The following is a 21389-nucleotide window of genomic DNA, read 5'->3' as shown; positions in this document are numbered from 1 at the left end:
CCGCAGAGTGACGCGGCGGGCCGGGCCGCCGACGACGATGGAGACACCAGCCGGAAAGCGGCCTGGTCGGCGAATACGAGGAGTCCGATGGAAAGCCCTGTCATCTCGGCTGTCGACGTACGGAAGACGTACGGTCGCGGCGCGAACAGCTTCGACGCGCTGAAGGGAGTCAACTTCGACATACATGACGGAGAGAGCGTCGCGATCCTCGGCAAGAGCGGATCGGGCAAGTCGACCCTGATGCATATTCTCGCGCTGCTGGACGCCCCGACGTCAGGCACGATCACGCTGGGCGGGGTCGATACCCGTACGCTGCGGGGCAGCCGCCTCAACCAGACCCGGAACAAGACGTTCGGGTTCGTCTTCCAGCAGTTCTTCCTCACCCCGAACATCTCCGTGCTCGACAACGTCATGCTCCCGATGAAGATCGCCGGGGTGGGTCGCAACGAGCGCAAACAGCGCGGCATGGCCGCACTGGAACAGCTGGAACTCGCCGACAAGGCGAAGAACAAGGCCGCGAATCTCTCCGGCGGGCAGAAACAACGCGTCGTGATCGCCCGGGCACTGGTGAACAACCCGCGCATCATCTTCGCCGACGAGCCGACCGGCAACCTCGACTCCACCACCGGCGCGGTGGTGGAGGACATTCTCTTCGACCTCAACCGGCACAACGGCATCACCCTCATCGTCGTCACCCACGACGAGGAGCTCGCGTCGCGCTGTGACCGCCGCATCCTCGTCCGGGACGGCCACCTGGTCGGCGACTCGCTGGCGGTGCCGGCATGAAGATCTCCGATCTGATCGGTTCGGCCACCGCGAACACCTTCCGGTCCAAGACCCGTACGCTGCTGACGATCCTGGCGATCTTCATCGGCGCCTTCACCCTGACCCTGACCAGCGGGCTGGGCACCGGCATCAACGCCTACATCGACGACACGGTGACGGCGATCGGCGCCTCCGACGTCATGACGGTCATGAAGTCCTCGGACACGGACACGGACAACGGCTTCGGTGACGCCGACGCCGGACCTGCCGAGTACGACCCGGACGCCGTGTCGAGCGGGCAGCCCGGTCCGCCCGGTCAGACCGTCGTCGCGCTCACCCCGGCCGACATCGACATGCTGGCCGACATCGAGGGTGTGCTCGACGTCCAGGCCACCAGGTCGATCAGCGCCGACTACATCCAGGTCGGCGACGGCACGCGCTACGTCGTCAACGTCGGTGGGCTGGTCGCCGGGCAGCAGACGCCGCTGGCGGCCGGGGCCGAGCCGGACAACTCGTCATCGCAGCTGCAGCTCGCGCTCCCGACGTCGTACGTCGAACCGCTCGGCTTCGCCGACGGCGCGGCGGCGGTCGGGCAGACCGTCTCGATCGCGGTCACCGACGCCGAGCGCACAGAGCAGGTCATCGAGGCGACGATCGTCGGGGTGGCCGAGGAGACCCTGGCGACCCCGGACGGGGCCAGCATCGTGCCCAACGACGCGCTGACCGACGCGCTGTTCGACGCGCAGAACACCGGCCTGCCCGCCGCCGAGGCGCAGCGGTACGCCCAGGCGAGCATCTGGTTCGACCCGGCCGCGACCGACGAGCAGATCAGCGCGCTGAAGGACCGGCTGGCCGACGCCGGCTACGCCGGGAGCACGGTCGCCGACCAGCTCGGCGCGTTCCGGACCGTGATCGACGGCATCGTGCTGGTGCTCAACGCCTTCGCGGTCATCGCGCTGCTGGCGGCGAGCTTCGGGATCGTCAACACCCTGTTCATGTCGGTGCAGGAACGCACCCGCGAGATCGGCCTGATGAAGGCGATGGGCATGGGCTCCGGCAAGGTGTTCGGCCTGTTCAGTCTGGAAGCCACCTTCATCGGCTTCCTCGGCAGCGCGATCGGTGCGGTGCTGGCGATCGCGGCCGGTACGGCGATCAGCAGTGCACTGTCTGGCGGCTTCCTGTCGGATCTGCCCGGCCTGACGTTGATCGCCTTCGAACCGGTCTCGATCGCGGTGATCATTCTGCTGGTGATGGCGATCGCGTTCCTGGCCGGCACCCTGCCTGCGTCGCGGGCGGCCCGGGCCGACCCGGTCGAGTCGCTGCGCTACGAGTAGGCAGCGGCCGGCATGCACCACGTGCCTGGCGGGATCCGTTCCCGCCAGGCACGTCGCCGTGCAGATGGAGTCGGTCAGGCCGACGATCGATCAGGACGGGAAGTACGAGTTGGTGGTCGTGCTGACGTACGGCGAGTAGTTCCAGTAGTGGTACATCAGGGGAAGCTGGCCCCACTTGGACCGTACGTAGCTGCCGGTGCCGACCCAGATGCCGGAGTGGTCGTCACTGGCGTACGACAGCTTCATGTTGGAGAACCAGATGTACGGCGGGTGCCAGCGGGTGTAGCTGCCGTCCAGCCAGTACTGGTCGTCACCGGGGCTGTTCATCCACCGGTTGTTCGCGCTCGAGGTGCTGTACCAGGCGTACGAGTGGCAGTTGTACTTGCGCGAGGCGTTGCGTTCCCGGGTGGCCGACGGATAGGCGTCGGCCACGAAATTGTTGGCTCTGGTGATCTCGGCACTGGTCAGTTCGGACGTCATGGTGATCACCGAGACCGGGGTGCCGTTGGGGGTGTAGACGGTGCTGTAGTAGTCCAGCGTCCCGACGTCGTCGCGGACCGGGTGGGCGACGCTGGGGTCGGCCAGGTGTGCCCGTACCGCCGCGACGGTGGTCGCCACCGCGCCCGGCCGCAGTTGCAGGCCTTCGCGCAGCAGCTCCGATCGGGTCCAGTCCCAGTTCTCCCGGATCGCGAGCGTGCGACCCAGCAGCACCGCTGTCGGTTCCAGGCTGGCCTGGCCGTACGTCGCGGCGTCAGCCTGCTTGGCCCGGTGCACGGCGAGGCCGACCCGCAGCAGTTCGTCGGACTGCGCCGGGGTCAGGGTGGCCAGCACCTGCGGCTGGGCGAGGACGGTTTCCAGTTTCCACGCGGTCATCACTCGGTCGCCTGCCTCATCGAGCGTCTCACCGTGGCGGGCCGCAAGGTTCAGGGTCCGGTAGCGCTTGAGCAGTTCCTGGCCGGCGTCGGGGCGGCGCAGCAGTTCCTGCAGTCCGGTGAAGCGGGCGGTGACGGTCTCGAAGCCTTGTTGGACGCTGTTGAAGGCCAGGGCGTCGGGCAGCAGCGGGTACGCCAGGACGGCGTCGACGAGCAGCGGGGTCCGCAGGGCGGCGGCGGTCTTGTCCGGCATCTGTACGGCGTCGACCATCTCCTGATGGCTGCTGAACGCGCGCCACTGCGCGGTGCCGGGGGTCACCTGGTAGGTGAAGGGTCGGTCGGCGGCCGAGACCGGGGTGCCGGGCGTGAGGGTGGCGACGAGGGCGCCGGTGACCGCTGCGGCGAGGGCGCGCCGGGTGAGGCGGGCAGGACGGGACATCCGTGATCCTCTCAACGAGAACTGGATCGACACAATGAACACAAAGATCGAAGTAGATTGATCTGTGCTGCTTGAAACGTTACCAGGATCCACAGTTGTGGACTGGTCGCAAGTTCAAGCAGGAGACGGTCAGTGTCAGTAATTCATTGGACACCAGACCAGCGGGTGACATGATCACCCGATGTCGTCCTCCCGTGCCGAGCTGCTGCGGTGGCAGTTCGATCTGACCTGGTCGCTGTTCGAGTACCACCTGGAGCGACTACAGCCCGACGATTTCCTCGCCGAACCGGCACCGGTGTGCTGGACACTGCGGCCGTCCGACGACGGCGACTGGGTGCCGGACTGGGCAGACGGCGAACCGGATCCGACTCCGGTGCCGACGATCGCCTGGCTCGCCTGGCACATCGGCTGGTGGTGGACCGTCGCCATCGACCACGTCGAGAGTCGTACGCCCCACGATCGCGCGGATATCCGCTGGCCGGGCAGCGGTGCGGCATCCATCGGCTGGCTGCGGGAGTTGCGTGCCACCTGGACCACGGTGCTGGACCGACTCGCCGACGCCGACCTCGACCGCCCGACGGCCTATCCGTGGCCCGCCGAAGCCGGGCTCAGCCTCGCCCACCTGGCCAGCTGGGTCAATGCGGAGCTGATGAAGAACGCTTCGGAAATCGGCCAGCTCCGGATGCTCCGGGCAGCGCATGGCGACCTCGACCGGACCACCTTCTGACCGGGGCGGGACCGCGCCAAGTCAGACAACTGCCAGAATCGTTTTTCATATTGGCTATTGTCTAAGTAACTTTGACATGTTAGCACTTGCATAAACATCGACACACAACAAAACTGTCAATATCCAGTAAGCCTGAGATCCCCAGTCCCATTCAGGAGGGAACAGTGCGGATCAGCCACACGACCAGCCGGGCAACCCGGCTGCTCGCCGTCGCCGTCGGCGTACTCACCGCCGGCGCGCTCGCCCTGCCATCCGCCGGTGCAGCCGCCCCGGTCGTCTACACCGCCAGCGAACTAGCCCAGGTCAGCGACCTGGTGGAAGCCTCCGGCGTCGAAGGGATCGCCTGGCACGTCGACAGCGCCTCCGGCCGCGTCGTGGTGACCGCCGACACCAGCGTCTCCCGCGCCGAGATCGCCAAGATCCGGCGGACCGCGCGCGGGAAGGCCGGCGCGATCCGGGTGGAGCGTACGTCCGGTGTCTTCACCCGGCTGGTCTCGTCCGGCGACCCGATCTACGGCAGCGGCGGCCGGTGCTCGCTCGGGTTCAACGCCGTGCGCGGCAGCACCTACTACTTCCTCACCGCCGGGCACTGCGGTGAGGTGGTCAGCACCTGGTACAGCAACTCCGCGCAGACCAACCTGATCGGCCCGACCATCGACTACAGCTTCCCCGGTGACGACTACGCGCTGGTCCGCTACGACAACCCGGCGCAGAGCCACCCGGGTGGGTTCAGCGTCGGCGACGCCTTCGTCGGGCAGTCGGTGACCCGCACCGGTTCCACCACCGGCACCCACAGCGGTACGGTCACCGCGCTCAACGCCCGAGTCCGCTACCTGGGCAGCGGGGTCGTCCGGGGTCTGATCCGGACCAACGTCTGCGCCGAGCCGGGCGACTCCGGCGGCCCGCTCTACTCCGGGTCGACCGCGCTGGGCCTCACCTCGGGCGGCAGCGGCAACTGCCGGACCGGCGGCACGACCTTCTACCAGCCGGTGCGTGAGGCGGTCAACGAGTACGACGTGACGATCTACTGATCGGCCCGGCCCGGCCGACGTCGGCTGGCCAGCAGCACCCGCAGCATCATCGCCGGAGTCGCCAACGACGCCGGCCGGGCCAGCAGATGTCGCACCAGCAGCGCCTGCCGGGCCACCACCGGCGACGTGTGGCAGGCCCGCGACACCAGGTTCCGGTACCGGTTGACCAGGCCGGTCCCGACCGGCCGGTGGCCGGTGGTCCGGGGGTCGGCGAAGTCGGCTCCGACCGCGGTACGCCACAGTGCGTCGACCGCCCGGCCGGCCCGACGGTAGAAGGCACCGGCCAGCCGTGGCGAGGTCGGCCCGTACCGCCGCAGCGCCCGGTCCAATGCCCGGGCCTGCAGCGCGGCGGACGTCATGCCTTGCCCGTGGATCGGGTTGAGGCTGCAGATCGCGTCGCCCAGGACCAGGAATCCGGCCGGGGTACGGCGCAGCCGTTCCACCTGCCGGCGTTGATCGGTGGCGATCCGGTGGGTCAGCACCGGGCTGAGCGCTTCGGCCTTGGTCAGCACATCGGCGATGGTGGGCGACGGGAGCTCCCGGGCGAAGGCCTCAAACTCGGCCGGGTCACTGGGCGGCACCTCCCCGTGCCGGGAGCCTATGGTGATCAGCCAGCGGTCGCCTTCCACCGGCACCATGGTGCCGGTCCGGTGGCCGCCGGCCCGGTCGTCGACCACCACCGCGATGGCACCGTCGAGGTCGTCCGGACCCCGCCGGACCAGCTGCGACGCATACGCCGCGTCGACCCGTACCGCCGCGACCTCGGGTGCCGGGAAGCCCAGCTCGGCCAACTGATCCAGGAAGTGGGTGTTGCGCCCGGTGCAGGCGGCGACCAGGTTGGCCCGGTGCTCGACGCCGTCCACCCGGACCCCGACGATCTGGTCGGTCGCGCCCACCAAGCCGTCGACTGCGGTCTGGTCGACGACGGTGACGTTGCGCCGCTGCCGCAGCAGGCACCGACGGACCGCATCCTCCAGCAGCGGCCGACTCGCCGACACGGCGAGGAAGCCGAGGTCGGGACGGACACGGTAGCCGCCGCCCTGATGCCACACCAGGTCGGCGCCGTGCAGTGGGACGGCACCGGCGGCGACCAGTTCCCCGGTCAGCCCGGGGAACCAGCCGTCAAGGAGCCGCCGACCGGCCGCCAGCAGCAGGTGGCAGTGGCGGCCCTGCGGGACGCCCCGGCGTGGCACCGCGTCGTCGGGCAGCCGGTCCCGTTCCAGGACCGTCACCCGATCGACGTGGTCGCTCAGCACCCGGGCGGTGACCAGGCCCGCGATCCCCGCCCCGATCACGATCGCGCTGGTGCCGTCGCTGTCGCTCACCCTTGTTTCGCCCTTCCGGGTCGAACCCGCCGACCCGCCGACGGGTCCTACGACCATCGGGCCGCGACCGGACCCGGCGCGTGATGGAGATCTGAGGACCCTGAGGAAGGACTGAGCCTCAGGGGTCAGCCCAACCCGAAACGTTCGGCGTGGATCTGAGCGTTCGGCACGCCGATGGCCCGGACGCTGTCGACCACAGCGGTGGTCATCGCCGGCGGCCCGCAGACGAACACCTCGCGTTCGGTGATGTCCGGCACCCGGGCGAGCAGGTTCTCCGGGTCGAACGGCCGGTTCGGCGGCGACCCGGACCCGGTGCGCCCGGTCAGCACGTGCAGCTGCGCACCCTGCGCGGCGGCCAGCCCCTGCAGCTCGCCGAGGAGCACCGCGTCGGTTTCCCTGGCCGCCCGGTAGAGGACCACCGTCGAACCGCCCGACTCCTCCAGCAGCGCCCGGATCGGGGTGACCCCGACGCCACCGGCGATCAGCAGGGTCTTGTCCAGTTTGCGGTGCAGGTTGGTGAACGCGCCGTACGGTCCCTCGATGAAGACCCGGTTGCCGACCTTCAGGTGCCGCAGCCCGGCGCTGGTCTTGCCGGCGGCCTTCGCGGTCAGCCGCAGGGAACGCCCGTCGGGTGCCGCCGACAGCGAGAACGGGTTCGCCTGCCACCAGCGGTTGTGACCGGGGAACCGCCAGATGCAGAACTGCCCGGCGCGCGACGGCAGCCGGTCCAGATGGCGGCCGGTGACGTACACCGACGTCACATTGTCGGCCTCGGGCACCACGGCGGCGACCCGGAACTGGTGGTACGCGTTGCGCCACAGCGGCACGGCGACCCGGTTGACGATCAGCGACCCGATCACCAGCGCCCACAGCGTCCACCAGTAGATGTTGGCCGGGGCCGAGTCAAAGGTGGTCGTCTCCATGAACTGGTGCACCAGGCCGGCCAGCAGTGCGAGGTAGATCAGCACGTGCAGGCTGTGCCAGGCCTCGTACGGCAGGCGGCGTCGGGCGTACCGGATGGAGGCCCCGACCACGACGATCATGATGCCGGCGGCGATCATCCCGAGCAGCGAGGCGGTCACCCCGGCCAGACTCAGGAACGTCTCGCCGAAGCCCATGTCGTACAGGGTGGCGTAGCCGGCGATCACGAACACGGCGTGCAGCATCACGGTCCAGAACAGACCGAACCCGATCCACCGGTGCCAGGCGGTGAGCCGGTCCATCCCGAGCCGCCGGTCCAGCCAGGGAATCCGGGCCACCAGGGTCAGCTGCAGCATCATGATCATGGCGGCGTGCAGGCCGAAGAACTTCGCGACGGTCAGCACCGGGTGCTTGCCCTGGCCGTACGCGAAGAACGCCACTTCGAGGATCAACAGGTTGGCCGCCAGCACACCCCACAGGGTCCAGCGGGCCAGGGTCATCGGGGGGATGCCGCTCGGAGGGGTCGGGGTGGGGGTGGCCTCCATCGCGTCTCGCACGCGATTGGGATCGCCGTACAGCCGGCTCACTGCCTTGCTCCCTGCTATCAGTTATTTCGATCGAATTCTGGGAAGGGTGCCCCGCCGCCGGCGCTGGTGGCAACCGGCGGACGTTCGGGTCCGGTTCGATCATGAAGCAGGCATGCCCCGCCACGCTTGGCGGAGATCTGAGGATTTTCTGAGGATCCGCGTGCCGGGGGCACGGGCACCACTCAGAGCCGACGGGTACGGCTCAGAGCAGCTCGTGGCGTACCACGTTCTCCTCCCGGCCGGGACCGACGCCGACCACACTGACCCGGGCCCGGCACAGCTCCTCGATCCGGGCGATGTAGCGCCGGGCGTTGACCGGCAGCTCCGCCTCGGTGCGGGCCGCGGTGATGTCCTCCCACCAGCCGTCGTGCTCCTCGTAGATCGGCGTGGCGTGGTGGAAGCCGGTCTGGGTCATCGGCATGTCGTCGAACCGCTCGCCGTCGATCTCGTAGCCGACGCAGATCGGCACCTTCGCCAGCCCGGTCAGCACGTCGAGCTTGGTGACGACCAGGTCGGTGATGCCGTTGAGCCGTACGGCGTACCGGCCGACGACCGCGTCGAACCAGCCACAGCGGCGCTCCCGACCGGTGGTGGTGCCGTACTCGGCTCCGATCTTGCGCAGATGGTCACCGGCGGCGTCGAACAGCTCGGTCGGGAACGGCCCGGAGCCGACCCGGGTGGTGTACGCCTTGGTCACCCCGATCACCTTGGTGATCGCGGTCGGCGGGATGCCGGTGCCCACACAGGCCCCGCCCGACGTGGGGTTGGACGAGGTCACGAACGGGTAGGTGCCGTGGTCCATGTCGAGCATGGTGGCCTGCGCGCCCTCCAGCAGCACCGTGTCGCCCCGGTCAAGGGCGTCCCAGAGGATCGCCCGGGTCTCGGCGATGTGCGGACGCAGCCGCTGCGCGTACGCCAGGTACTCCTCGACCACCGCGTCCAGGTCCAGCGCCTTGCGGTTGTAGACCTTGAACAGAATCTGGTTCTTCTCCCGCAGCGCCAGCTCCAGCTTCTTGCGCAGGATGCCGGGGTCGAGCAGATCCTGCACCCGGATGCCCATCCGGGCCACCTTGTCGCCGTACGCCGGCCCGATGCCGCGCCCGGTGGTGCCGATCCGCGACGATCCGAGGTAGCGCTCAACCACCCGGTCCAGCGCCCGGTGGTGCGGCATGATCAGGTGCGCGTCACCGGAGATCCGCAGCCGGGAGACGTCCACGCCGCGTTCGGCGAGGCCGTCGATCTCGGTCAGCAGGACCTTCGGGTCGACCACCACCCCGTTGCCGATGATGATCATCGCGTTCGGGGAGAGCGCACCGGACGGCATCAGGTGCAGGGCGTACTTCTGCCCGTCCGGCGTGATCACGGTGTGCCCGGCGTTGTTGCCGCCGGAGAACCGCACCACGTAGTGGACCCGCTCGCCAAGCAGGTCGGTAACCTTGCCCTTGCCCTCGTCACCCCATTGCGCGCCGAGCAGCACGATCGCTGGCATCTTGTGTAACCCGCCTCCATGGGGCTCGGGTGCCAGGTGGCGACCGCGTGGCAAGCCCGAGGAGTCAGGCTAACAAGGGTCACGAACCTGGTGGACGTGGCCGCAGAGATCGGCGGAAGGCGGCGACGGTGTACGACGTGGTGCTGCTGACACTCGGCAGCCAGCCGGACGCGGGCTGCGACGGCGGCTGCGGTGTCAGCTGTGGCACGGCACTCACCCGGGCGAAGCCCGACTGCGCCGAACCGGTCCGGGTGCCGGTGCTGACCTGCCGGGACGCGCTGGTCGCCGCCGGCGCCCGGGTCGAGACGGTGACGGCGCGGTCGGACCGGGAGATCGACGACGTCCTCGCCCGGCTGGACGGCCCGGCCCGGCCGGACGGTCTGACCTGGCCCGACGACGACGGCAAGACCCGGCTGATCGTCGCCACGGCCGCCGACGGGCAGCTGCGGGCGGTGCTGCGCCGGATGGTACGCCGCTACGCGCCGCCGCCGAGCCGGCGACCCGCCGACCTGGCCGACTCCCGGACCCTGCCGGACCTGCCGGCGATCGGGGTGCTGCCACTCGACCCCGGCGGTTCTGCCGACTCCCGGCGGTCGACGGCAACCGGTACCCCGGCCGACGACGCCCCGCCAGCCGACCTGGCCGGCCGGCTCGGCCTGCCCCGGGAGCCGGCCGCGGTCGCCGCCGCGGTCCTCGGCGGTCGGCAGCGCCGGCTGGACCTGCTGCGGACCGACAGTGGTTCGGTGACCCTGGACGGCGCGCTGCTGGGCGCCGCCGACGAGCACGATCACCCGCTACCCTGGCGCGGACGGATCGAGGTCGATGACGCCGTGCTGAGCGCGGGCGACGACCCGCTGTTGGCCTGCGTGGTGGCGAACGCCGACGGGTACGCCCGGCTGGCGGAGGTGGAGCTGGTGACCCGGGCGGACCCGGCGGACGGGGTGCTGGAGGTGGCGGTGGCGGTACCGGTGAAGACCAGGTCGTGGTGGCGCGGCGAGCGGGTACGCATCGAGATCCGCCGGGCCCGTGGTCGCGCGACGGCGGTCACCCCGCGCGACGGCGAACTGCCGTTTCTGGACGACGGCGTGGTGGGCGGCTTGACCCGGAAACGCTCCTGGTGGGTGGAACCGGGCGGCTGGGCCGTGTACACATACTGACCTGGTATGCGACGCTAAGTAGCGACTGACCTGCACATCCTCGGGTTGTCCACGGGGGGCGAGGGGGAGGTACGCAGTGCACGACAACACCGATCCGGGGCGGTCGACCGGCACCGACGGAGGTCAGGTGGAGGAGCCGTTCTGGCCGCCGGACGAAGTAGTGGCAACTCCCCGCAGCGATCAGACCATCGCCGTACCGGTCATTCCGACGGTGACGTCCGGAGCCGAGGTCCGGCCCGGCAACGGCAGGACGGCCGGCAACGGTCGGTTACCCGCCGACCGTGATCCGGAACTGCCGCATTCGCCCGCGTCGCCGTGGGCGCAGCCCCCCAGCAGATTGACCAGCCGCTCGACGGGTGCCGCTGGCACCAGCGGCGATGCTGGTCCGCCCGGCGCTGTGCCGCCGGCTCCCCGGCGGTCACCGGAGCAGCCCGTACCGCTGGCGGAGGCGCCCGTACCGCTACCGCTCACGGAGCAGCCCGTACCGCCGGCGGACGCGGCCACGCCCACGTCGGAGGCTGCCGGCCGGCCGCACCCGACGCCGCCTCGGCCCGGCCCGACCCACCCCCGCCAGCCACATCCCGGTCCCAGCCGGCCCGCCCCACCACCCGGTCAGACGCCGACGCCGCCCCCGCTGCCGCCGACCGGTCCCGGCCGACCGGGCGAGCCTCAGGAAGAGGCGACGGAACCCATGCCGGGCCAGCCCGCCGACCCGTGGGCCCCGCCGGCCGCCGGCCCGATGGCGACATCGCCTGCTGTGTCGGCGCCCACGGCGACGCCCGGCTGGGACGAGACGCCCGGCTGGGACGACTGGACTCCGACGGACGGCGGGGCCTGGTCACCGCCACCGCCGGCGGCACCGGCGTACCAGCAGGTGAGTCCGGGCGTGACCGAACTGCCCCGACAGCCGTACCAGGAAGCGCCCGGGGTGCACCGGATGCCATCGTCTCCCGGGCCGGGCTCGCCGGGGCCGGGCTCGCCGGGGCCGGGCTCGCCGGGGCCGGACGCTCCGGGGCCGCCGCCACGGTCGGCAATGTTCGACTCGGGCTACCCGGTGCCGCCCGCGGTGCTCGGCGCGGTGCAGCAGGGTCCCACTCAACAGGGCCCCGCGTACCAGGATCCCGGGCAGCAGCCGGCCGTGCCGGCGCACCAGCAGGCGAGCATGCCGGCCAGCGGCAGCCAGCTGCCGGCGGGCTGGACACCCGAGTCGTTCGTGCCGACCGCCGAGGAGTTCGCCCTGCGTCGGGCGGCGAAACCGGCCGACCCGGTCGCCACGATGGGGGTCCGGGCCGCGCTCAACCGGACCACGCTGGGCCTGGTCAAGCTGCCGCCGGGGCAGCACGAGCAGGAGATCCGGCGGGACGTCGAGATGGTGCGCCGCAACTTCGGTGGGCTGCGCCAGGTCACCGTGGTCAATCCGAAGGGCGGTGCCGGCAAGACCGTCGCCATCCTGATGCTGGCCATGACGTTCGGGCAGAAGCGCGGCGGCTACGTGCTGGCCTGGGACAACAACGAGACCCAGGGCACCCTCGGCATGCGCGCCCAGCAGGACTTCCACTCCCGTACGGTCCGGGACATGCTGCGCGACCTGCGCCTGTTCCAAGGGTCACACGGCCGGGTCGGCGACCTGTCGCAGTACGTGCGGGCGCAGGGCGAGGGCATGTTCGACGTGCTCGCGTCGGACGAGTCGGCCACCGCCGGCGAGATGCTGACCGCCGCCGCGTTCGCCGAGATCCGTGAGGTGGTCAGCCGGTTCTACAAGTTGATCTTTGTGGACACCGGGAACAACGTACGGGCACAGAACTGGCAGGCGGCGATCGACGCCACCGACCAGCTCGTGGTGACCATGTCGGCGCGCAACGACTCCGCCGAGCCGGCCGCCCGGATGCTCGACCACCTGGAGCAGACCGGCCGGCAGCGGCTGGTCCGCCAAGCGGTCACCGTCATCTCCATGCCGCCGTCCCGCCGGGAGATCGACCTGGCACCGATCCACCGGCACTTCGCCGCCCGCACCCGTACGGTGCTGCTGGCACCTTACGAGCGGATCATCGACAGCGGGGAACCGATCCGGTACGGGCAGTTGTCCGCGACGTTCCGGCAGGCGTGGCTGAAGATCGCCTCGGCGGTGGCCGAAGGGCTCTGAGCCGTCAACTGCTGGCGAGAGCGTCCCCGGCGGCCGGGTCGCAGTCCCGCAGGAACTGCGCGCACCGGGCGGCCTCGTCGCTCTCCCCGATCTCCCCGGCCGCCCGGGACAGCAGATGCAGGCAGGCCAGGAAACCCCGGTTCGGCCGGTGCGACCAGGGCACCGGGCCGTGCCCCTTCCAGCCGCTGCGGCGCAGCTGGTCCAGGCCCCGGTGGTAGCCGGTGCGAGCGTAGGCGTACGCGGCGACGACCTCCCCCTTGGTGAACGCACGCTGGGCGAGCACCGCCCAGGCCCGACTGTAGGTGGGGTGGCGTCCGGCGGCAGCGGCGTACGCCTCCTCGGTGTCCACCTGGGCAGCCTCGGCGAGTGCCGCCTCGGCCTGCTCGTCGCCGGGCAGCGTGGTGGCCGGCGGTTCGGGCAACAGGTTCTGCATTTTGCCCATTCAACCTGGATTCGCAGCGACATGGTGTCTGAACGGATGAGTCCTTCGTCACGCGTGCGGCGGGTGTGCCGATGCCGGTACTCGACTAGAAATAGAGGTCCGGAGCCTCCCCAGGAACCGGTTTGGGAAGCCCGGTGGCCTCGTGCCACCGGGCTTCGCTGTACGACCGAGCCGTCGTACGACCGGGCTTCGCTGCGCCACGCCACGCCGGTTGCGGCGGTACGGAAAAATGGCCGGATGCCCACGCCACCTCCCGCAGCGCTGTCCGGCGACTACGACTCCACCCCGCACGAGGTGGAGTCCCGCGCCGAGCTCGACCATCATCTGCGCGCCGGCAGCCTGGCCGGGCTGACCGTACAGGGACTGCAGTTCGACGTGCCGCCGGTGCCCGACCTGACCGACATCGACCTCACCGACACGTTGTTCCTGGGCTGTTCGTTCCCGTCGGCGGCGGCAGAAGCGGAGCTGGTGCGCCGGGGCGCACATGTGGTCCCGCCGCTCGCCGGGCGACCGTACCCGAGTCACCCGCCCCGGCTGTACACCCCGGCCGACCTGGCCGCCGGGTTCGCCGAGCACGGCGCCGACGGAATGTACGACAACCTGGTCTACCGGCATTTCCGCCGGCACGGCGGCGCCCAGCCGCAGATCCGCGAGGCGCTGGCCCAGCGGCTGCACGACCACGGCATCGACAACGCGCTCGCCGACGCCACCCGGACCTGGATCGACCGGTACGGGCCGGCCTCGGTGATCGGGGTGATGGGCGGGCACGCGGTGCCGCGTGGCACCTCCGCGTACCGGCTGGCCGCCACGCTCGGCTGGGAGCTGGCCCGGGCCGGCCGGCTGGTGGTCACCGGCGGCGGGCCGGGCGTGATGGAGGCGGCGAACCTCGGCGCGTACCTGAGCAGCCGCGACGCCGAGGAGCTGACCGACGCCATCGACCTGCTGGCCGGCGCGCCGGACTACGCCGACCAGCAGCCGTACACCGCCGCGGCGCTGGCGGTCCGCGACCGGTACCCGGTCGACGCGGCGGTGTCCAACGACAGCGACTCCGGCTGGGCGCGGGTTGGCGGGCTCGCCATCCCCACCTGGCTGTACGGGCACGAACCGGCCAACCTGTTCGCCGGCCGGATCGCCAAGTACTTCTGCAACGCCGTCCGGGAGGACACCATCCTGCGGCTGACCCGGGGCGGCATCGTGTTCGCGCCGGGCCGGGCCGGCACCGTGCAGGAGGTGTTCCAGGCGGCCACGAAGACGTTCTACGGCACCGACGGGGCCAGCGGCCCGTACGTCTTCCTGGACCGCGCCTTCTGGAGCCAGACCCTGCCGGTCGAGGCGCTGCTGGCGCCGCTGCTGGCGCTGTCCCCGGCCGGCGACCTGTCCCCGCTGGTCCGGCTCACCGACGACGTGCACGAGGCGGTCGCGCTGCTCACCGCCGCCGCGCTGCCGCCGGTAGTGCCGGCCCAGTCACGGAGCTGACCTCGGCTCGGCAGGACGATCGACTATCCGGCGGTCGGTCCCATTCATTGCATAACGTCCGTCAGCCGTGGTTCATGTCTGCTGAGCTGACCGTGGCCAACCGTGGGCGGAATGCCGTGTTCGGCTCGCCGTCTGCCCGTAGGTCGGTGGTGGCAGAGTGCTGCCGAGGATTGCTTCGGTTGCGGCGTGGGCGAGGGTGGCCTGGGTGGTGGCGGGTAGTCCGATCCGATTCCAGTGGAAGATCACGTGTTCGGTGATGACCGCGCGTAGCCCGCGGGTGAGTGTGCCGGTGGCGCGTAGGCCGCCGAGGGTGGTGCCGGCGTCTGCGAAGGCGGTGTGCCAGTCGCACGGGTGGTGGGGGTTGCCGAGTAGTAGGTGGCGGATCTTGTCGGTGAACGACGTCCAGGTGACGGGGTTGGTGCGGGTGGCGGGGTGGGGGTGGTCGGGGCGGTGTTGGGCGGCGCTGGCCCAGACGTCGGCTTGTTCGTTGAGGTCGAGTCCGGCGGCGCGCATCAGTGCGGTGGTGAGGATGAGTGAGTGTTCGCGTCGGTTGGTGGGCCGGTCGTGGAGGTAGGTGAGGAGGTGGTGGCTGTCGTGGTGGAACAGGGTGTGGGCGGTGTCCATCGCTGCGGGGCCGCCGAAGGTGTGGGTTTCGGGTTCGTAGATGTCGTGGATCCAGGGGACGTTCTGGGTGAGGAGACGGTGTAGGGGGTCGGGGTGGTCGGTGGGTGTGGTGGGCAGGTAGCGGATACGCCAGGGTCCTTTGCGGATGAACCACCATGCGGTGATGAGGCCGGCGGTTTCGGCGGCGGGCAGCACGCTGCGGAGGTGGGGTACGGCGTTGTGTTCGCGTTCGTGGCGGCTGCGGCCGGGGTAGTCGATGGTCACCTGTTTCCAGGCTGTGTCCATGGCGGGCCTTTCATCAGTTCAGGAGGAGGCAGGCGTCCCACCCGGTCGTGGTGGTGGTTGCGGTGGCGAGCTGGGTGCCGGTGGTGCCGTCGAGAAGTCCGGCGGGTTCGTCGGCGGTGGTGGAGCTGGTGGTGTGCTGGTGCAGGCGGGTCAGCGGCGTGACGGGTGTCGGGGTGAGTGCGTCGGCGGCGATGCGCCGGCCGGTGGCGAGGAGGCCGCCGGTGCCGTGGCAGAGGCTGCGGTCGGTGAGTCGGCGGGTCTGCGCGGGGTCGGTCACGCAGGTGGTGAAGGCGGTGTCGGCGAGGTGCCGTCGGGTGGTGTCGTGCAGGGCGATGCCGGCGAGTTGCTGGGCGCGGGCGATGCCGGGGGTGCCGTAGCACCAGGAGGGTCGCAACGGTTGTCGCTGGGCTGGTGTGCCTCGGTGCAGGTCGTCGAGGGTGAGGGTTTGCGGCCACCAGGTGGCGCTGTCGGTGTGTTGCTGCCACCGGTCCAGCCACCGGCAGATTCGGGTGATCGCGGTGGTGTGTCCGTTGACGCTGATGCCGTCGCGGTGGGTGAGGGCGAGTAGGGCGAGGGGTCCAGTGATGCCGTGGGCGAGGCCGTGGTTCGCGTGACCGCCGGGTGGTGGCGGCTGGTGGCGGTCGGGTCCGTTGTGGCACCACCAGCCGGGGAGGTCGTCGACGGGTTCGGTGAGGCGGACCAGGTAGTCGAGGACGTGTCGGAGCCGTTCGTGGTCGCCGAGGCGGCGCAGGGCGACGCCGAGGCCGGTCAGGCCACGGATGAGGTCGTACTCGGCGTAATGCGGCCGGCGGCGGGAGTCGATGCGGCGGTGGGCGGTGTCGAGGCGTCGGCGGGTGACGGTGGCGGTGCCGGTCGCGGCGATGGTTCGGGCTCGCGCGAGCCGGGGGTGGTCGGTGGTGGCGAGGACGAAGGCGAGGGCGGGTGCGCCGTGGAAGAGGCTGGCGCCGTCGGCGATGCTGACGCCGTCGGCGGTGGCTTCCCGTAGGGCGGCGTACGCGGCCGGCCAGTCGCCGGTTTCCTGGTGCAGCAGGGCTGCCCCGGCCGCGCCGTCGGCGAGGGACTGCCCGGCGCTCATGAGGTCGCCTGGTGGGTGCGGGCGACGGCGCGGGCCAGCCGCAGGCAGTGCCGTTCGGAGGCGGTGTCGACGCCGATCATGCGGGCGTGGTGCAGGTGCAGCAGGTCAGCCAGTACCTGGTCGAGGTCGAGGCCGTCGGTATGGGCGAGGTCCCGGTAGGCGACCAGGGCGGCCGCGCGGTCATCGTCGTGGTGTGGAGTGCGGGCGAGGTCGAGTTGGGTGGGGTCGAGTCGCGGACCGCTGCGGTGCGGGACGTGGTCGGTGAGCCAGCGTGGTCCGTCGCCGGTGAACGCGTCGGCGATGGCGGTCATGCCGGCGGCGGTGGCGGCCCGACGGTCGCCAGTCAACTGCCGTAGCGCGGTGCGGGAGTCAGCGGCGAACACCGCCTCGGCGGCGGCGAGCGTGGGTCCGGTGCCGTGGCGGGTCTCGGGCCGGTAGGTGTGCAGGCTGTGGTCGTGCATGACACGGTCGTGTTCCAGCCGGTGTGTCCACTCGGCGAGGCGCCCGGCGACGTCGGCGAAGCTCGCGGAGTCGGGTAGTGGGATGCGTAGCCGCAGGTGGGGTTCGGGGTCGGGGTAGCGCAGGAACCACCAGCCCACCGGCAGGACGGGTGCGGTCTGTCGGGTGAGGTCGGTGAGGATGTCGTCGAGCCGCCCGTACAGCCGGGTTTCCAGCCACGGCGACGACGGTCCGGGCCGGTGCGACACGGAGGTCACGGCCCGGACCTGCCGGGCGCGCCGGGTAGGGCGGGTGGCTGGTGGGGTGTCGGTGAGGGTGAGCAGGATTTCGGCGGGCCGGTCGTCGATCCAGCCGGCCGGGCCGGGCGCTTCGGTGACGACGGTACGGGGATGTCGGTCGAGGTGGCGGCGCAGCACGACGAGGTGGGTGTCGTCGTCGAGGTTCAGGCGCAGCCGCACGTCATCGCCGCAGCCGAGCAGGATCTCGGCCGGGAGCTGGTGGTGGTCGCGGTGCCGCTGCCAGGCGTCGCGCCACACCTGCCAGGATCCACTGGGTGGGAGGGCGTGCCGGTCGATGATCCAGCGGGCGGGGTGCAGCACACTGCGGCCGCGTCGCATCCGGGGCAGGAACGGCAGATCGTGTGACTGTCCCCAGTCGAACCTGCCGCAGGGTGCCGTCCACGCCGTCGAGATCTCGGTCAGGAACCGCGTCAACGGCTGCTGCAGATCGGGCAGCAGCACGCTGTTGAACAGCAGCGGCTCGACCGGCCGGCCGGTGCTGGCAGATTCCAGCCACAGCCGGCGGCCGTCGCCGGCAACGGCGAGATCCGCGACCGTGTACGGCGGGTCGGGGTGGAAGTCCCCGACGGGCAGGACGGGCAGCAGCTCCGGTGTCCGGGCGAGCGGGGTCAGACGCGGGTCCAGCGGCGGACCGGACAGCTGCACCGCGTCCGCGTCGGGCAGCAGGGTCGGCAGACTCCGGTAGACCTGCTGGAACGACGCCAGCTCGCCGGGGGTGAGCAGGTGCAGGAACCGGCCGGCGGACACCCCGGCGTGGCGGGCGCCGCTGGCCACCGTCAACGTGAACCTGCCCTGGTCCAGGTCCCGTAAAGTCGCGGCCGCGAGCGTGAACCGCAGCTCCGTGTGCGGCGTCGGCGGCCGGTCGTCGTCTCCCCGTAGCCGGCCGACCAGGTCGTCGTCGAGGACGACCTCCGCCCGCCCGCCGACCGCCGACTGCTGCGCCAGGTGCGCGAGCAGCCGGTCACGGGCCGAGAACCCCGCCGGCGCCCGGCGGGTCGACCCCCGGTAGCCGGCAGGGAAACCCAGCACGGTCACCACGTCCCGCAGCGGCACCGCCGCGCCCGGACCCCACCGCTGGATGAACGCGCCGTGGTACTCCACCCACCCGGACGCGGGCGGCGCCACCGCCGCCAACGTCGCCGCCGCCTCACCCGCCTCCCGCAGGACCGCCTCGGGCAGCGTCACCGGCACGTCCAGACGCACATCGGCCGAGACCCGTCCGCCGGGGTCGGGTACCGCGACGTGGCGGGCCAGGTGGGCCACCGGGTCGGTGACCGTCATCGCCGGCCGCAGCTCCGACAGCAGCACCCCCGACCGGACAAGTGTGGCCAGCATCCGCTCGGCCGCGCCCACCCCGGCCGGCGACGGACCGCCGATCCGCTCCGCCAACACCGTGAACGCGATCGGGCGGGCGGCGGCGTCGATCGCCGCCCGCACCGGCCCGGTCAACCCGATCTCGACGTCCCGCCTGCGGTCACCGTCGGCGTGCGCGCATGGCACCACCCACACCCCGCCACGCCGGTACCCCACCGTGTTCGTCACCACCGTGACACCCCGCAGGACGGCCACGTCCTGCTCCGCGCGGGCGGTGACCTCAGCGACGAACTCCCCGTCCGGGCGCACGACCACCCGATGCTCCCCACCCCACCGCACAGCGGCGTGGGCGCCGAACTCGACCGGCGCCACCCCGGCGAAGACACCGAACGGCGTCGCCCGCGTCGTCCATCGCAGCAGATACCGCACGACCGTCTCGACCAGGCGACGCCACCGGCGATCCGACATCGGCTCGCCGGCCACCGCACGGCCGACCCGTTCGGCGAGCTCCGGCGCGGCGCAGGCGACCGCCGCCGCGAACCCCGGCAACGCCCACACCTGCGTCAGCCACCCCTGCCACAGCTCCGGCTGCTCTGAAGTCAGGTCGGGCCAGCTCGGCACTGTCAGTCCGTCCGGGTAGGCGGCGGCTCTGACCAGGGCCGCACCCGCCGCAGGAACCATGACACACCACCGGGAGGGAAGGGGGCCCGGCGTCCGCGTGGACGCCGGGCCCGAACGGCGTCGAATCCGAACTACTTGCCGCCGCCGGAGCAGGCGTTCGACCCGGTGTTACCCGAGCCGCAGTTGTCGTCGGTGTTGGTCGCGTACCCGCCCGCTGCGGGGCCGGCGTCGACCAGGGTGATGTCCAGGTCGAACTCCTCGATTTCCGTGGTCTCCATGCGCGTTTCCCTTCTCATGCGGGGTTGAAGGTGAGGACGACACGGCTGTGCCGCTTGTCCAGCACCGTCCCGGCCGGCAGGTCACCGTCGGGAGTAGCCGCGGGCAGCACCTGCAACGCCGGGGACGGCTCGCCGCCGTCCACCCAGTCGCGCATGTGCGCCACCATCCGCTCCGCCGCCGCGGCGGCGTCCGACCCGTGCGCGCACGCACCCACATCGAACCGGTCACCGGTCCAGGCGAGCGCCGACCGGTAGGAGAAGGTGCCCTCGTGCAGCGCGGCCGGCGTGCCGAACCGCCACGCGGGCGCCACCACGCCCGCGTCGACCGCTTCCTGCTGCGCCGACAGCACCACGAACTGATCCACCTCAGCGGACAGACGCACCGCCAGCCACAGATCCAGATCCGCCAGCACGGTACGGGGCGGCAGACTCATCCCGGCCCACACCTGCTCATGCGGCTGCGACAACAACCCCGCGACCGACTCCACCGTGATCTGCTCGCCCTCATCCAACCGCAGATGTACCCCGTCGGCGATGTCGACGTAGCGCATCTCGTGCGCCCCGGCACCCTGCATCGCCACGAACCCACACAGCCGCTGACTGTGGCTCACCAGCCGCTCACCGACCCGACGCAACACCCACGACCGGGTCATCCCGAACGTCCGCAGCGGCACCACCAACACGCCGTCCTCGGCGAGCTGCGCGATCCACGACTCCGGGACATCCCACGCCCCCGCCGTCACGATGATCAGGTCGAACCGGCGACGCGGCTCAATCAGCTGCTCGGCGTCGGCGCACACCACCGTCACATCGCCGTAGCCCGCCGCCGCCAAACAGGCCACCGCCCGCTCCGTCACATCCGGATCGATGTCCACAGTCGTCACCGAACCCGACGGACCCACCAGCTCCCGCAGCAGCGACGCGTTGTAGCCACCCGAACCGACCTCCAACACATGCCGACCGAGCAGGCCGCCGTCGAAGGCGTCAGCCGCCTGCCCCAGCATCTCCGCGATCAGCCACGGCGCCGACACCGAACTCACGGTCTCCGCACCCCGCCGCTTCGTGATGACCGCGTTGTCACCCCGATACGCCTCCTCCAACGGCACACCCGGCGTGTACAACTCACGCGGCACCGCCCGCAACGCCGCCTCCACCTCCGGCCGCATCGTCAGACCCTTCGCCACATGATCAGCGACCAACCCATCCACCATCGCCGCCCGCAGACCATCGCTGGTCACCATGTCGACACTCATCCGCTACGCCACTCCCCACCTGTCACGGCCGCCCATCCGGACGACCCGCTCGGTCGGATCGCTGCCCGGTCCTGAACACATCTTCGCGACCACCATCTGAAGCCCCACCGTTCCCAGCAGGTCGCGGTGATCGTGCGCCACAATCCCCAGACGCAGACAAGGCGCTGGATCAACGGTTGGTCGCATCCACTCAACGCCTGAACGGCGATGTCGAACACCCTCGACACGAATCCTCGACAACCTCCGGCCGGCGGCCTCCCGGAATCCACGCATGCGATACCCCCAAGTCCCGAGTCCGTGCGGTCTACCCGGCGCCCATCCACTCGTCTACTCACCGGCCGGTCACGGTGGCTTCGCTCTGCGTTGAACGGTTATCGTGCCCTTTCAACGTTGTGTCAAGCCCCGGGTTTGATGGAGAGTTGGTTAGCTGGTTTTCAGGGTTGCGGTGACCG

General features: G+C 70.9%; 18 protein-coding genes. 7 read left to right on the top strand and 11 right to left on the bottom strand.

The genetic code is table 11. The features are described 5' to 3' along the window. The first annotated feature begins 87 nt into the window (after positions 1–87). Complete coding sequence (locus ACFHWS_RS23435; RefSeq protein WP_416569082.1) at positions 88–786, top strand: ABC transporter ATP-binding protein; 699 nt, start codon at positions 88–90, stop codon at positions 784–786. Continuing rightward, positions 783–2099 (top strand): ABC transporter permease, encoded by a 1317-nt coding sequence (locus tag ACFHWS_RS23430; protein ID WP_416569081.1) that lies wholly within the window; start codon positions 783–785, stop codon positions 2097–2099. Before ACFHWS_RS23435 ends, ACFHWS_RS23430 begins: the two co-directional genes overlap by 4 nt. Positions 2100–2189: 90 nt before the next feature. Here ACFHWS_RS23430 and ACFHWS_RS23425 read toward each other — a convergent pair whose 3' ends face one another. Continuing rightward, positions 2190–3410 carry a hypothetical protein gene (locus tag ACFHWS_RS23425; protein ID WP_416569080.1) on the bottom strand — a complete coding sequence of 407 codons (1221 nt, stop codon included), beginning with the start codon at positions 3408–3410 and terminating at the stop codon, positions 2190–2192. A 181-nt stretch (positions 3411–3591) separates the two neighbouring features. Here ACFHWS_RS23425 and ACFHWS_RS23420 point away from each other — a divergent pair, with 181 nt between their 5' ends. Together ACFHWS_RS23420 and ACFHWS_RS23415 are read left to right on the top strand one after the other, a co-directional pair. Beyond that, on the top strand, positions 3592–4137 hold the full coding sequence (locus ACFHWS_RS23420; RefSeq protein ID WP_416551045.1) for a DinB family protein: 546 nt from the start codon (positions 3592–3594) through the stop codon (positions 4135–4137). Positions 4138–4301: 164 nt separating this feature from the next. Continuing rightward, positions 4302–5168 carry a trypsin-like serine protease gene (locus tag ACFHWS_RS23415; protein WP_416551044.1) on the top strand — a complete coding sequence of 289 codons (867 nt, stop codon included), beginning with the start codon at positions 4302–4304 and terminating at the stop codon, positions 5166–5168. On the opposite strand, the gene ACFHWS_RS23410 is transcribed toward ACFHWS_RS23415, so the two are convergent. From ACFHWS_RS23410 to ACFHWS_RS23400, 3 genes are all read right to left on the bottom strand, one after another. Further along, the gene (locus tag ACFHWS_RS23410; protein ID WP_416569079.1) at positions 5162–6493 is read right to left on the bottom strand and encodes an NAD(P)/FAD-dependent oxidoreductase; all 1332 of its coding nucleotides are present in this window, start codon (positions 6491–6493) and stop codon (positions 5162–5164) included. The two genes, ACFHWS_RS23415 and ACFHWS_RS23410, sit on opposite strands and share 7 nt — an antisense overlap. Before the next feature lie 125 nt (positions 6494–6618). Continuing rightward, entirely contained in the window at positions 6619–7971 is a 1353-nt protein-coding gene (locus ACFHWS_RS23405; protein WP_416569078.1) for a ferric reductase-like transmembrane domain-containing protein, read from the bottom strand. Between the two features lie 232 nt (positions 7972–8203). Continuing rightward, a complete protein-coding gene (locus tag ACFHWS_RS23400) occupies positions 8204–9490 on the bottom strand; it encodes an adenylosuccinate synthase (protein WP_281552466.1) in 1287 nt (428 codons plus the stop codon). Between the two features lie 128 nt (positions 9491–9618). Between ACFHWS_RS23400 and ACFHWS_RS23395 the strand changes: the two genes are divergently transcribed. Beyond that, positions 9619–10647 carry a hypothetical protein gene (locus ACFHWS_RS23395; RefSeq protein WP_416551041.1) on the top strand — a complete coding sequence of 343 codons (1029 nt, stop codon included), beginning with the start codon at positions 9619–9621 and terminating at the stop codon, positions 10645–10647. Positions 10648–10827: 180 nt separating this feature from the next. Here the strand turns inward: ACFHWS_RS23395 and ACFHWS_RS23390 are convergent, their stop codons facing one another. Beyond that, positions 10828–11016: a hypothetical protein gene (locus ACFHWS_RS23390; protein ID WP_416551110.1), complete on the bottom strand. Its 189-nt coding sequence runs from the start codon at positions 11014–11016 to the stop codon at positions 10828–10830. A 70-nt stretch (positions 11017–11086) separates the two neighbouring features. Here ACFHWS_RS23390 and ACFHWS_RS23385 point away from each other — a divergent pair, with 70 nt between their 5' ends. Beyond that, positions 11087–12790 carry a MinD/ParA family ATP-binding protein gene (locus ACFHWS_RS23385; RefSeq protein ID WP_416569092.1) on the top strand — a complete coding sequence of 568 codons (1704 nt, stop codon included), beginning with the start codon at positions 11087–11089 and terminating at the stop codon, positions 12788–12790. 4 nt (positions 12791–12794) lie between these two features. Here the strand turns inward: ACFHWS_RS23385 and ACFHWS_RS23380 are convergent, their stop codons facing one another. Then, entirely contained in the window at positions 12795–13223 is a 429-nt protein-coding gene (locus ACFHWS_RS23380; RefSeq protein WP_416551040.1) for a DUF3151 domain-containing protein, read from the bottom strand. A 246-nt stretch (positions 13224–13469) separates the two neighbouring features. Between ACFHWS_RS23380 and ACFHWS_RS23375 the strand changes: the two genes are divergently transcribed. Further along, positions 13470–14708, top strand: coding sequence for an LOG family protein (locus ACFHWS_RS23375; RefSeq protein ID WP_416551039.1), 1239 nt, complete (start codon positions 13470–13472; stop codon positions 14706–14708). Positions 14709–14780: 72 nt separating this feature from the next. Here the strand turns inward: ACFHWS_RS23375 and ACFHWS_RS23370 are convergent, their stop codons facing one another. From ACFHWS_RS23370 to fxlM, 5 genes are all read right to left on the bottom strand, one after another. Continuing rightward, positions 14781–15617 carry a thiopeptide-type bacteriocin biosynthesis protein gene (locus tag ACFHWS_RS23370; RefSeq protein WP_416569077.1) on the bottom strand — a complete coding sequence of 279 codons (837 nt, stop codon included), beginning with the start codon at positions 15615–15617 and terminating at the stop codon, positions 14781–14783. 13 nt (positions 15618–15630) lie between these two features. Then, the gene (locus ACFHWS_RS23365) at positions 15631–16713 is read right to left on the bottom strand and encodes a lanthionine synthetase C family protein (protein ID WP_416569076.1); all 1083 of its coding nucleotides are present in this window, start codon (positions 16711–16713) and stop codon (positions 15631–15633) included. Further along, a complete protein-coding gene (locus ACFHWS_RS23360; RefSeq protein WP_416569075.1) occupies positions 16710–19466 on the bottom strand; it encodes a lantibiotic dehydratase in 2757 nt (918 codons plus the stop codon). The genes ACFHWS_RS23365 and ACFHWS_RS23360 overlap by 4 nt, the downstream gene beginning before the upstream one ends. A 71-nt stretch (positions 19467–19537) precedes the next feature. Continuing rightward, positions 19538–19684, bottom strand: a complete 147-nt coding sequence (locus ACFHWS_RS23355; RefSeq protein WP_278110917.1) for an FxLD family lanthipeptide — start codon at positions 19682–19684, stop codon at positions 19538–19540. 14 nt (positions 19685–19698) lie between these two features. Beyond that, on the bottom strand, positions 19699–20937 hold the full coding sequence (gene fxlM / locus ACFHWS_RS23350; RefSeq protein WP_416569074.1) for a methyltransferase, FxLD system: 1239 nt from the start codon (positions 20935–20937) through the stop codon (positions 19699–19701). Positions 20938–21389 lie beyond the last annotated feature (452 nt).

The organism is Micromonospora sp. LOL_013, assembly GCF_048060315.1.
Taxonomy (GTDB): Bacteria; Actinomycetota; Actinomycetes; order Mycobacteriales; family Micromonosporaceae; genus Micromonospora_E.
Note: the sequence above shows the minus strand (reverse complement) of the source record. Positions and strands in the feature narration are given on the sequence as shown.